Origin of the sequence: Streptococcus vulneris (assembly GCF_019218685.1) — a bacterium.
GTDB lineage: Bacteria > Bacillota > Bacilli > Lactobacillales > Streptococcaceae > Streptococcus > Streptococcus vulneris.
Genome location: NZ_JAHUZC010000010.1, coordinates 73,107 through 85,275, shown reverse-complemented (window position 1 = coordinate 85,275; position 12,169 = coordinate 73,107). Strand labels below are relative to the sequence as shown.

Here is a 12,169-nt window from a genome sequence, read left to right as displayed (position 1 = left end):
TGCGATTGCTTTGTCAGTAATTTCAACTAATTTTTTCTTAGCAACGTTGTTAGCACCAAGTTCAGCTACTTTTTTCTTGATAGCTTCAGTCAAGCTAGTCATAGCCTTATCGTAATTGATTTCAGGCTGTTCCGGTTGTTTTGGTTCAACTGGTTGTTCTGGACTTGTTTCGTCTCCAGGTTTTCGGTAATTTTCGTCTTTGCTAAGAATATCTTGCAAAGCAGTGACTGTTGACATCACATCTTGTACATTTACAGTATCAGAACTTAATTGTGCAGTGAGTTTATCAAGATTAGACTTGAACGCTTGGCGTGCAGTTGCTGTATTTTTCAAACCACTTGGATCAAAGTTAGATAAGTCGTCTTTCCATTTAGAGAGAGATTGAAGGATTTGTGTTTTGCTGTAGAGTTCACTTCCTTCACCACGAGTGATGAATTGATCCACCTGGATACCGATGTTTCGAGACAAATCGTTTCGATCAGGATCTAGTTGAAGGGTGACTGCGTGCAAGTTTTCATCAAGACCTTTTAGGCTAACCAGAGTTTGATTGCCTTGGCGTTGAGCAGCGTGACCGCTAAAGTATTTCTTGCCCTCAATAGTCGACGCATTTCCCATGCCATCTTGGTAAGGAACTTCTTTGCCATCTAGGAAGACTTTGTAGATACCATGATTTGGATCAACATAGCCCTTGATATCAAGTCCAGTACCGTAGAAGTAGGCTGTGACAGTTGTCTTTTTCTTTTGTTCATCAGTTAAGCGACCAAAGGAAGCCCAAGACTCCGTTTTTTGGTACTTGCCTGCCGAATTGGTTTCATGGTGCCAGCCAGGACTGTAATCCAACTGACTAGCTTGGTCATCATAACTTGTTTGATCCTTGATCAGTAATTCAGCTTTCATCACTTGGATGGTTGCATCGGTAGCAAAACCGAGCAGGGCACCATCAGTGACAGAAGTGAGCTTGGCTTTGAAGTCAAAGATAGAGTCGGCTTGTTCGGTAAAGTCAATCGTTGGGATGGTAACAGTCTTTTCTGTTTCTCCATCTTCAAAAGTCACATCTTGAGTTGTATCTTGGTAAACTTTACCGTGAACCCCAGTTCCAGGTTCTGTGATGAAGCGAACAGTAGCAGTTCCCTTGCTTCCACCAACACGTTTAATTTTAACAGTGACTGGTTTTCCTTTTTCGACTTCGTAGTTAGTAGACTCAAGTTCAAACATTCCTTTGCTATCATTGTTTAGGGTGTAGATTCCTTCTGTAGCAATTGGTTCACCTGTTTTATTAACAAGGGTAATGGTATGTTGGCCAGGTGCTAAATCGTCTGTTTCATATACTTTTTGGCTGCGTTTACGGCTAGTGTTCTTAGTTTGCACATCCGCAACTTTTTGGCCATCAACGTAGACGGACATTTCTCCATGACCTGGGTCAACTGTAGAGACGACATAGGCCTTGGTTCCTGTGAAAGTATAGCTTACTTTGGCATCTTTTTGATTGGTCCACATAGAAGTGCCACGAACACCTTCAGATTCATTGTACCAAGTTGTACCGGCTGTATCCGCTGTTGTATTTGAGTGGTATTCAAGTCCAAGAGGGTAGCCGTCTGTCTTTTCGATACTACTTGGTGTCTTGTAGACTGAGAAGTTGGTTAAGATTGGAGTTGCTTGAGCTCCGGTGATGGTTACACGGATTTTTTGTGCCTCTACAGGCTTGCCTTGAATCAAGCGACGGTAACCAACAGTTGAACCTTCTCCGTAAGTTACCCAGCGACCGTTGATTTCGACTTCAATCTTGAAACCAGAGATACGTTGACCTTTAGCGATGTCTTCCTTGAGTTCGACAACGTCAAAGCGTCTCTTTTGTCCCAAATCGACTGTGAAGCTACCTGTTGTGGCATCATTTGAGAGCGCCCAGCTGGTATCGTCTTTGCCGTCTGTCAGGTGACTTTCTTTATAGAGGTGGTTCTGACGAGTCGAGCTTGCTGTTACAGTCGCTCCTTTGGCAAAGTCAGTCGCATACATTTGGTCTAGGGTTGCTTTGAATTCCTTCAAGCGAGCCACATCAGCATCTGCGAATTTTCCTTCTTTGTTTGGTGGAATGTTGAGAAGAAGTGGCGTTCCACGACCAACAGACTTGAAGTAGATATCCATCAATTCTTTGAGGGATTTTGGTTGCTGATTATCGTGGTAGAACCAGCCAGAGCGGATGGAAACATCTGCTTCCCCTACAGAGTACATATCTCCGTCAGGGTCACCGTGGTTAAGGTATTCGTTCTTAACATTTTCGGTGATGTTGGCTTTCTTGACCTTATGCCATACAGGGTCACCTGCGATACCACGCTCATTTCCGATCCAACGAATACTTGTTGGTTGTGCAGAGAAGATAGCGATATCTCCTTCAGCTTCCTTAATATATTTGAACCATTCGTCAAAGGTGTAGGTTACTTTCTGGGCACCGCTACCGCGTGCTCCATCCATCCAAACTTCGATAAATTTACCCTTATTACCGTATTTTGGATTACCAAGGATTTCTTTTAGTTGATTGAGGTAGTATTCGTTGTATTCTTTTTCTGTATCAACCTTGTATTTAGGACTATTAACATCCCATGGAGATAGATAAACCCCCATATTCATATCGTATTTAGTAGCTGATTTTGAAACTTCTTCTAAAAGGTCTCCCTTACCATCTTTCCATGGACTTGCAGCTACGGTATGATTTGTATATTTAGATGGGTAAATAACGAAGCCATCGTGGTGTTTCACTACCATAATGGTGCGTTTAAAGCCAGTTTCCTTTAGAGTACGAATCCATTGATCTGTATCTAAGTTAGTTGGATTAAAGTATCCTGGGTCTTCATTTCCATGTCCCCACTCAGAATTAGTATAAGTATTCATACCATAGTGGATGAAGGCGGCTAATTCTTCCTTGTGATAATCAAGTTGAGCCTTGCTTGGAAGGGGACCGTGATTTCCAATTTCTGTTTCCTTATCTTCTGGATGAGCAGCAGGTAAAACAGTTGAAGTCGGATTAGAGCTATCAGAGATTTTTTCGTATTCAAATACAACATCATTCACACCCTTGTGCTGGATGCTGGCTTCTAAGCGTGGAGTTATTGCGCGGTAGCCTGCGATTTCTTTTGCTTCAAAAGTGTTTACAAAAGAAACATCGTATTCTTTTCCGTCATTATTATCAGTAACAACATCTGCTAATTCTTGCTCTGAGCCTTTCAAACGATAATGAATGGCAAATGAACCTTTATTCACTTTATAAACCACCTTGATGACCCGTGTTCCTGGAGCTGTTTTGCTGACGACGTTGTAGGTCCACTCATCTTTGAGTTGTTTGTTGATTTCGACGCCATCAATAGAGACAATCTGGTATTTCTCTTGATTTTTTGTATAGAAGTCAGTCTTAGCGATTTCTTTTTTGAAGTTATAATCAAAAGCTGTTCCAACTTCAGTTTTTTCAACAAAAGTATCATCAGTTTTGATTGGATTACCAGTTTCATCTACGTGTTGAACAACTACACGTCCGTAATCGATTCCTTTAATGAGTGTCGCAACACCATTTTCATCGAAAGAATATTGATTTTCGCCAATAACAGCAGTTTTATTTCTGAACATTTCTCCTTCAGGAGTAAAGTAATATCGTTTCCCATTATCACCTTGGTACCAACCTTTGACACCATATTTAGCGATAATATCTTTTACCCATTTTACTTGCTCGGGTGAGAGGACGATTCCGCCACCGAAGCGGTCTTTGTCAGGGATGCCGTTTTCAATTGTGCCGTGTTGGTGAACACCGACTACTTTACCATCACTGTTGATAATACCAGCACCTGAAAGGCCTGAAACAGAAGTCATATGATAGGTGATGCCTTTTGAGCCTTTATCATCATAATTATCAACAGATTTCACGACACCATCAGCCTTGTAAAGTTGACCAGCTACAATTGGTTTTTTGAGCTCAGGTGAGCTTGAATCAGTTGGATATCCAATCGTGCTAACAGGGTCCCCAGGTTGATAGGTTTTATTTTCTGCCAAGGGAACAAAGGTAGCAGCTTTATTTGGACTAGCGATTTGAAGAGGAACAGGTGCTACAACAGCAGCCAAGTCATTTTGATATCCTTTTCCAAATTCTTTCTTGTTCCAAAAATGAATATCTTCTTCTTTGAATAGAGTAGTATTACCCGTTACAGGTTGAGAATTGCGAACAGCAGAATTAGAACCGAGGTTATAGTAAAACTTAGCAGAATCTCCGCCTCGAATATGTCCTTCTTTTGTATCACGGTTTGATTCTAAAAAGTTGTGGGCAACAGTCAAGATGACATTTGGTGCCACAAAAATACCAGAACCAGACACGATATAGCGTTGGGAACCCCCATTGTAAATAGTGTAAATCATACTAGCAGCAGTAGCAGGTTGTCCTTCATAAGGGACGTGCTTCAAATCTAGACCACCGTTGATAATTGCACGATTACCATTTTCAGCTTCTTTTGGAAGTTCTTCCTTGTTTTTTAGAATGCTTTCTGTCTCAACTTTAGGACTATCCTTCTTGTCTACGATTGCTGAAGTATCTATGTTTTTCACGGGTGCATCAGGATAAGCTTGATCGTGGATTTCTTCAGGAAGCAAGTCAGTAGTTTTAGTTTCTGCTACAGTCTTCTCTTCTACTGGTTTAACAGTTTTTTCTGCTTTCTCTGCTTTCTCTGACTCTTGAGGTGTAGAAATTACAGGACTTTCATTTTTGACTTCTGGTTTGGTTTTTTCAACTTCGGCCAATTTTTCTACATTTGGTTGAGAGCTTGTAGTTTCAATTTTTGCTTCGTCAGCTAGTGCTGTACCAGATGCAAAAAAAGCGAGTCCGACCATAACCGAAGCAACTCCAACGGTTAATTTTCTGATGCTAAAAGTTTGCTCTTTTTCAAAAAGGTATCGATTCATAATGTACTCCTAGTTTGAATCAAGACAGTCAGCTACTGTCTGAGCCCAAGTATGACTTGGAAACGATTTTCTTTAGCGATAGTTAGATTTTGTGCAATAGTTTGAGACTAATTACCCCCTCTGTTTAAGCGCTTTCATTTTAGAATAAAAAAATTAAAATTGTTATCTTAATCTTTAAAATAACTTAAAAACCTTAACATAACAAATATACTAAATTGTTCCAAGAAATGCAATAGAGAAAGTAAACCTAATTTAAAGAAATTCTTTCACTTTTTAAAGAAAAAAATACATCCTTTTAAGAATTAAACTGAATGAAAGAATGTATTCAAAAAAAAGTCAGAGTAATTTTTGTATCGCCTCTTCAATTTGTTTTGGGTCTGTTTTTGAAGAGAAGCGTTCAAAGACCTGCCCATCTCGACCGATGAGAAACTTAGCGAAATTCCATTCGATTCGTTTTCCTAGTGGACCAGATTTTTGTTCTTTCAACCAAACATAGAGAGGATCTGCTTCCTTACCGTTGACCTTGATCTTGGCAAAACGTGGGAAGCTGGTCTGATAATGTAGGCTACAGAAGGCGTTGATTTCCTCTGCACTACCTGGTGCTTGTCCCATAAACTGATTGCAAGGGAAGTCTAAAATCTCAAAACCTTGTTCTTGATAGCGGTCATAGAGTTCTTGAAGTCCTTGGTACTGGGGCGTTAAACCACATCCAGTAGCAGTGTTGACAACCAAGAGAATCTTACCACGATAGGTCTCTAGTGGAGTTTCTTGATGGTCTTGGTTCAAGACTGAAAAATCGTATAGTGAAGTCATTGCTTGCTTTTCTCCTTCTGTTTGGTATTTTTAGGAGTTTTCTCCTCCTGTAGTGATAGAAATCCGTAGGTCAGGGTTCCAAAAATGCTACCGATAATCAGGCCATACATCAGAAGAGGAACACTTTTATCGAATTGCATGAGCAACTTCCCAAAATCTGGAAGGGACATCTGCTGAACGAAGACTTTATGAAAGATGAGTAGGATAAAGAGGCCAATCTGAAGACCGATAAACACAATCCAACTCCTAAATTTGATTTGGGCTTTGCTGTAGGTTTTGAGAATGATTTCTGACTTGTCATCTTTTTCAAGATGGAGTTCTTTGACGGCTTTTTGAGCTTTTATACTCATGAACAAAATGAGTCCAAAATAGATGTAGGGCATAACATTTCGAACAATTTCTATAAAGCTTCCGAACAAAATATAGAATAGGAAGAGAATGAAGGAAGAGTAAAAGATTTGGATCATGGAACGGGCGCAAGCCTTGTAGATAACCTCTTGACGGCATTCATCAAAAGGCCCTTGGATATGAAAAAAATTTCGAAGTAGGCGAGTGGTTAAGTCTTCTTTTTTCATGCTAGTAACCTCCTAAATGAGCGTCTTTACTGACTTTCTTTTACGAATTGATAGAGATAATAAAGATAAGTGATAGAAGAAAGGATAGCGATAGTGAACAGTATATAATATTTCCAATTGCTTGAAATGAGCGTCAGTTGTGGTAAGGATAGAATCATAAAGAATAGTGCTAAGTTGAGTATGCGCGTTTTTTGGGAGTCGATCTTTAGATAAGTCAATCCTTTGTTGAGTGCTGGAACAAAGACTGGAAGGAGGACTATATCGTAGATTGGCAAGTTCCCTGAAACGATGATGAAGATGAACAGTGAAGCAAATAAAAGATGATAGGTAAGTAAAGTTACTAGTGATTTTATAAGGCACCTCCTAATCCTCATCTTGATCTTTCTTAGCTTTTTCAATGCGACGGGAGATGATGAACTGTATACTCGCTCCGAAGAAGATAGAACCGAGAATGCTTGATACACCATTTCTTATAGTGAGGAGAGAATGAAAATAGTCCTGACCTTCACCTATGAGTATACTGAGAAGAGGAGTTATAAAAAACATCCATAGACCAAAGAACAAACCTGCTTTAAGACCTGGGTAGTATAGTTGCTTACTTTCTTTCTCACTCAGCATATCTGGATCAATAGCTGTAATCCCTGTTTTTTTCATTTGGTAGGTGACATAGCCAGCAGAGATGAGGGCAATCACTAAAATCAGAGGAGGATAGATTAGAGCCACTTCTTGAGGGTATTTATAGGCCAGAAGGAGTGGAATAAGATTTCCGAAAATCATCAGATAAAAGAGGACGATAAAGACTTGGTTCCCAATACGATTGGCCTCACGCCGTTTGTATTCGTCAAGGGGACCAGAAATACCGTATGTGCGTTTGATGAGTTTTTCAGTGAAGGTTTCTTTTTTCATGAGTTGGCTCCTTTTTTAAAAATTATCCTCCCAAAAGAGACTGTTGAGGTCAGTTTGGAGGCTGCGGGCGAGATTGAGACAGAGTTCCAGAGTTGGGTTGTACTTGTCGTTCTCAATCATATTGATGGTTTGTCTCGAGACACCGATATCCTTGGCTAGTTCGAGCTGGGAAATACCTAGTTCCTTGCGAAATTCTTTCACACGATTCATCTGGTCTCCTTTCTGATTCATGTCGCATATATTTGACTATATTATATTCTTCTATGAAATAGATGTCAAGCATATTTGACATATTCTTAAAGAAATCTTACTTTTTTTGACCTATTTGTCTGACTAGTGCAAGCTAGTCGGATTTGTGGTAAAATAGATAAGATATGACAAAAGAATTTCATCATGTAACGGTCTTACTCCACGAAACGATTGATATGCTTGATGTGAAACCTGATGGTATCTACGTTGATGCGACTTTGGGTGGAGCGGGCCATAGCGAATATTTATTAAGTAAATTAAGTGAAAAGGGCCATCTCTATGCCTTTGACCAAGATCAAAATGCTATTGATAATGCGCAAAAACGCTTGGCACCTTACATTGAAAAGGGAATGGTGACCTTTATCAAGGATAACTTCCGTCATTTACAGGCACGTTTGCGCGAAGCTGGTGTTCAGGAAATTGATGGAATTTGTTATGACTTGGGAGTGTCTAGTCCTCAATTGGACCAGCGTGAGCGTGGTTTTTCTTATAAAAAGGATGCGCCACTGGACATGCGCATGAATCAGGATGCTAGTCTGACAGCTTATGAAGTGGTGAACCACTATGATTATCATGACTTGGTTCGTATTTTCTTCAAGTATGGCGAGGATAAATTCTCTAAACAGATTGCGCGTAAGATTGAACAAGCACGTGAAGTCAAGCCAATCGAGACAACGACTGAGTTAGCAGAGATTATCAAGTCGGCTAAGCCGGCCAAGGAACTCAAGAAAAAGGGCCATCCTGCCAAGCAGATCTTCCAGGCTATTCGGATTGAAGTCAATGATGAACTGGGAGCGGCAGATGAGTCCATCCAGCAGGCTATGGATATCTTGGCTCTGGATGGTAGAATTTCAGTGATTACCTTTCATTCATTAGAAGACCGCTTGACCAAGCAATTGTTCAAGGAGGCTTCAACAGTTGAAGTTCCCAAAGGTTTGCCTTTCATCCCAGATGATCTCAAGCCCAAGATGGAATTGGTATCCCGTAAGCCAATCTTGCCAAGTGCAGAAGAATTAGAAGCCAATAACCGCTCGCACTCAGCCAAGTTGCGCGTGGCCAGAAAAATTCACAAGTAAGAGGAAAAAATGGTAGATAAGAAAGAAACAACCAGTCAATTCTTGCAGAATCGTATAAAAAAATTCTCACGTGTGGAGAAGGCTTTTTATCTTTCCATCGCTTTTACGGCTCTCGTTTTAGCAGTGAGCATTATCTTTATGCAGACACGGCTCTTGCAAGTGCAAAGTGATTTAACAAAAATCAATGCGCAGATAGAGGAAAAGAAGACAGAGCTGGACGATGCCAAGCAGGAAGTGAATGAATTGATTCGTGCCGAGCGCTTGAAAGAGATTGCAGATAAAAAAGATTTGAAATTGAATAACGAAAATATCCGAACAGCGGAGTAAGATATGAAATGGACAGAAAAAATAACCCGATTTGCGCTAAAAAATCGTAAATCTCCAGCAGAAAACCGTAGAATAGTCGGCAAGTACATCAGTTTGTTAGCTGTCGTACTTTTCGCTATCTTTTTGGCTAATTTTGCGTATATTATAGCAAAAGGTAATATATTTGGTACTGACTTGGTTAAAGAGGCTAAAAAGGTTCACCAAACAACCCGAACAGTTCCTGCCAAACGTGGGACTATCTATGACCGAAATGGAGTGCCAATCGCTGAAGATGCGACCTCTTATAACGTCTATGCTGTTATTGATAAAAAATACAAGTCAGCAACTGGAAAAATTCTTTATGTAGAGGATTCGCAGTTTAATAAGGTAGCTGAAGTCTTCCATAAGTATTTGGATATGGATGAAGCTTATGTGAAAGAGCAACTAGCTCAACCAAATCTGACCCAAGTTTCCTTTGGTGCAAAAGGAAATGGGATTACCTATGCCAATATGATGGCTATTAAAAAAGATTTGAAAGATGCTAGTGTGGAAGGGATTGACTTTACAACTAGCCCTAACAGAAGCTATCCAAATGGACAATTTGCTTCTAGCTTTATTGGCTTAGCCCAACTTCATGAAAATGAGGATGGTAGTAAGAGTTTGTTAGGGACTTCTGGTTTGGAGAGTTCTTTAAATACCATTCTTGCTGGGACAGACGGTATTATTACCTATGAAAAAGACCGTGTAGGAAATATCGTCCCAGGTACGGAACAGGTATCGCAGCAGACTGTGAATGGTAAGGATGTTTATACAACATTGTCTAGTCCGCTACAATCTTTCATGGAAACTCAGATGGATGCCTTTCTAGAAAAAGTAAAAGGTAAGTATATGACCGCGACCTTGGTCAGTGCAAAGACCGGTGAAATCCTCGCTACCACCCAACGACCTACCTTTAATGCAGATACTAAAGAAGGAATCACTGAGGACTTTGTTTGGCGTGATATTCTTTATCAAAGTAACTATGAACCAGGATCAGCCATGAAGGTTATGACGTTAGCTTCTTCTATTGATAATAATACCTTCCCAAGTGGAGAATACTTCAATAGCAGTGAATTTAAAATGGCGGATGTGACGACTCGAGATTGGGATGTTAATGGTGGTTTGACTACTGGTGGGATGATGACTTTCTTACAAGGTTTCGCTCACTCCAGTAATGTTGGAATGAGTCTACTTGAACAAAAAATGGGAGATGCTACTTGGTTGGATTATCTAAAACGCTTTAAATTTGGGGTTCCAACTCGCTTTGGCTTGACAGATGAATACGCTGGTCAACTTCCAGCTGATAATATTGTTAATATTGCTCAAAGCTCATTTGGGCAAGGAATTTCAGTGACACAAACACAAATGCTTCGTGCCTTTACAGCTATTGCTAATGATGGAGTTATGCTGGAGCCAAAATTTATAAGTGCTATTTATGATACTAACAATCAGTCTGTACGAAAGTCTCAAAAAGAGATTGTAGGAAAACCTGTATCTGAAGATGCAGCAAGCACAACTCGAAATCACATGATCTTAGTTGGGACGGACCCTCTATATGGAACTATGTATAATCACTACACAGGAAAGCCAATTATAACAGTTCCTGGACAAAATGTAGCAGTTAAATCCGGTACGGCTCAAATCGCTGATGAGAAAAATGGAGGATACTTGGTTGGTTCTACCAATTATATTTTCTCAGTTGTGACTATGAATCCTGCTGAAAATCCTGATTTTATCTTGTATGTAACGGTTCAACAGCCTGAGCATTATTCAGCTGTCCAGTTGGGAGAGTTTTCCAATCCAATCTTGGAGCGGGCTTCAGCGATGAAAGAATCTCTGAACCTTCAATCTCCAGCTAAGAATTTAGATCAAGTGACGACAGAATCTTCGTATGCAATGCCTAGCATCAAGGATATTTCACCTGGTGATTTGGCGGAAGCCTTACGTCGAAATATTGTGCAACCAATCGTTGTTGGTACTGGAACAAAGATTAAAGAGACTTCTGTAGAAGAAGGAAAAAATCTTGCACCAAACCAACAAGTTCTCCTTTTATCGGATAAGGTAGAAGAAATTCCAGATATGTATGGCTGGAAAAAAGAGATTGCTGAGGCCTTTGCTAAATGGTTGGATATTGAGCTGGAATTTGAAGGTTCAGGTTCTGTTGTTCAGAAGCAAGACGTTCGGACTAATACAGCTATTAAAAACATTAAAAAAATTAAATTAACTTTAGGAGACTAATATGTTTATTTCCATCAGTGCTGGAATTGTGACATTTTTACTAACTTTAGTAGGAATTCCGGCCTTTATCCAATTTTATAGAAAGGCGCAAATTACAGGCCAGCAGATGCATGAGGATGTTAAACAGCACCAGGCAAAAGCTGGGACTCCTACAATGGGGGGACTTGTTTTCCTCATTGCTGCAGTTGTGGTGAGTTTCCTCGTCGCTCTTTTTTCAAAACAATTGACCAATAATGTTGGTATGGTTTTGTTTATTTTGGTCTTGTATGGTTTGGTTGGTTTTTTAGATGACTTCCTCAAGGTCTTCCGTAAAATCAATGAGGGCCTTAATCCCAAACAGAAATTGGCTCTTCAGCTGCTAGGTGGAGTCATTTTCTACCTTTTTTATGAGCGTGGGGGCGATATGCTCTCTGTCTTTGGCTACCAAGTGCATTTAGGGATTTTCTATATTATCTTCGCTCTTTTCTGGCTAGTTGGTTTTTCAAACGCAGTGAATTTGACAGATGGTATTGACGGTCTAGCGAGTATTTCCGTTGTGATTAGCTTGTCTGCCTATGGAGTTATTGCCTATGTGCAAGGTCAGATGGATATCCTTCTAGTGATTCTTGCCATGATTGGTGGTTTGCTTGGTTTCTTCGTCTTTAACCATAAGCCTGCTAAAGTCTTTATGGGGGATGTGGGAAGTTTGGCCCTAGGTGGAATGCTGGCAGCTATCTCTATGGCCCTCCACCAAGAATGGACTCTCTTGATTATCGGAATTGTTTATGTCTTTGAAACAACTTCGGTTATGATGCAAGTCAGTTATTTCAAACTGACAGGTGGTAAACGTATTTTCCGTATGACGCCTGTGCATCATCATTTTGAGCTTGGAGGATTGTCTGGTAAGGGAAGTCCTTGGAGTGAGTGGAAGGTTGACTTCTTCTTTTGGGGAGTGGGACTTCTAGCAAGTCTCTTGACACTAGCAATTTTATACCTACTGTAAAAAATAATCCTTTATTGAAAAAGAAATCAGGATGAAGCTTATCTTCATCC

At 40.2% G+C, this 12,169-nt stretch carries 10 protein-coding genes; 4 read left to right on the top strand and 6 right to left on the bottom strand.

All coding sequences use genetic code 11. From position 1 onward, the window contains the following. The 6 genes from KUA57_RS07625 to KUA57_RS07605 all read right to left on the bottom strand — a co-directional run. On the bottom strand, positions 1-4,935 hold a 4,935-nt coding region (locus KUA57_RS07625), incomplete at its 3' end, for an alpha-L-fucosidase (RefSeq protein WP_218493997.1). A gap of 336 nt (positions 4,936-5,271) precedes the next feature. Continuing rightward, positions 5,272-5,748: a glutathione peroxidase gene (locus tag KUA57_RS07620; RefSeq protein WP_070842243.1), complete on the bottom strand. Its 477-nt coding sequence runs from the start codon at positions 5,746-5,748 to the stop codon at positions 5,272-5,274. Then, on the bottom strand, positions 5,745-6,323 hold the full coding sequence (locus tag KUA57_RS07615; protein WP_218493996.1) for a DUF3278 domain-containing protein: 579 nt from the start codon (positions 6,321-6,323) through the stop codon (positions 5,745-5,747). The genes KUA57_RS07620 and KUA57_RS07615 overlap by 4 nt, the downstream gene beginning before the upstream one ends. Positions 6,324-6,349: 26 nt before the next feature. Further along, on the bottom strand, positions 6,350-6,676 hold the full coding sequence (locus KUA57_RS09635) for a hypothetical protein (protein ID WP_348982521.1): 327 nt from the start codon (positions 6,674-6,676) through the stop codon (positions 6,350-6,352). A 10-nt stretch (positions 6,677-6,686) separates the two neighbouring features. Further along, the gene (locus KUA57_RS07610) at positions 6,687-7,229 is read right to left on the bottom strand and encodes a DUF3278 domain-containing protein (protein WP_070482165.1); all 543 of its coding nucleotides are present in this window, start codon (positions 7,227-7,229) and stop codon (positions 6,687-6,689) included. A 15-nt stretch (positions 7,230-7,244) separates the two neighbouring features. Continuing rightward, a complete protein-coding gene (locus KUA57_RS07605; protein WP_001082471.1) occupies positions 7,245-7,439 on the bottom strand; it encodes a helix-turn-helix transcriptional regulator in 195 nt (64 codons plus the stop codon). A gap of 164 nt (positions 7,440-7,603) precedes the next feature. Here KUA57_RS07605 and rsmH point away from each other — a divergent pair, with 164 nt between their 5' ends. Genes rsmH through mraY form a run of 4 tightly spaced genes read left to right on the top strand, consistent with a single transcriptional unit; the run spans position 7,604 to position 12,119 of the window. Next, complete coding sequence (rsmH, locus tag KUA57_RS07600; RefSeq protein WP_050279758.1) at positions 7,604-8,554, top strand: 16S rRNA (cytosine(1402)-N(4))-methyltransferase RsmH; 951 nt, start codon at positions 7,604-7,606, stop codon at positions 8,552-8,554. A gap of 9 nt (positions 8,555-8,563) precedes the next feature. Continuing rightward, positions 8,564-8,881, top strand: coding sequence for a cell division protein FtsL (ftsL, locus tag KUA57_RS07595; RefSeq protein WP_070482163.1), 318 nt, complete (start codon positions 8,564-8,566; stop codon positions 8,879-8,881). A gap of 3 nt (positions 8,882-8,884) precedes the next feature. Continuing rightward, entirely contained in the window at positions 8,885-11,137 is a 2,253-nt protein-coding gene (gene pbp2x / locus KUA57_RS07590; RefSeq protein WP_070482160.1) for a penicillin-binding protein PBP2X, read from the top strand. Between the two features lies 1 nt (position 11,138). Next, positions 11,139-12,119: a phospho-N-acetylmuramoyl-pentapeptide-transferase gene (mraY, locus tag KUA57_RS07585; RefSeq protein ID WP_218493995.1), complete on the top strand. Its 981-nt coding sequence runs from the start codon at positions 11,139-11,141 to the stop codon at positions 12,117-12,119. Positions 12,120-12,169: the final 50 nt, after the last annotated feature.

What these genes read in the sequence shown, in the direction of transcription:
- KUA57_RS07620 (WP_070842243.1), bottom strand. Translation starts at nt 5,748, where the DNA reads ATGACTTCACTATACGATTTTTCAGTCTTGAACCAAGACCATCAAGAA.
- KUA57_RS07615 (WP_218493996.1), bottom strand. Translation starts at nt 6,323, where the DNA reads ATGAAAAAAGAAGACTTAACCACTCGCCTACTTCGAAATTTTTTTCAT.
- KUA57_RS07610 (WP_070482165.1), bottom strand. Translation starts at nt 7,229, where the DNA reads ATGAAAAAAGAAACCTTCACTGAAAAACTCATCAAACGCACATACGGT.
- KUA57_RS07605 (WP_001082471.1), bottom strand. Translation starts at nt 7,439, where the DNA reads ATGAATCGTGTGAAAGAATTTCGCAAGGAACTAGGTATTTCCCAGCTC.
- rsmH (WP_050279758.1), top strand. Translation starts at nt 7,604, where the DNA reads ATGACAAAAGAATTTCATCATGTAACGGTCTTACTCCACGAAACGATT.
- ftsL (WP_070482163.1), top strand. Translation starts at nt 8,564, where the DNA reads ATGGTAGATAAGAAAGAAACAACCAGTCAATTCTTGCAGAATCGTATA.
- pbp2x (WP_070482160.1), top strand. Translation starts at nt 8,885, where the DNA reads ATGAAATGGACAGAAAAAATAACCCGATTTGCGCTAAAAAATCGTAAA.
- mraY (WP_218493995.1), top strand. Translation starts at nt 11,139, where the DNA reads ATGTTTATTTCCATCAGTGCTGGAATTGTGACATTTTTACTAACTTTA.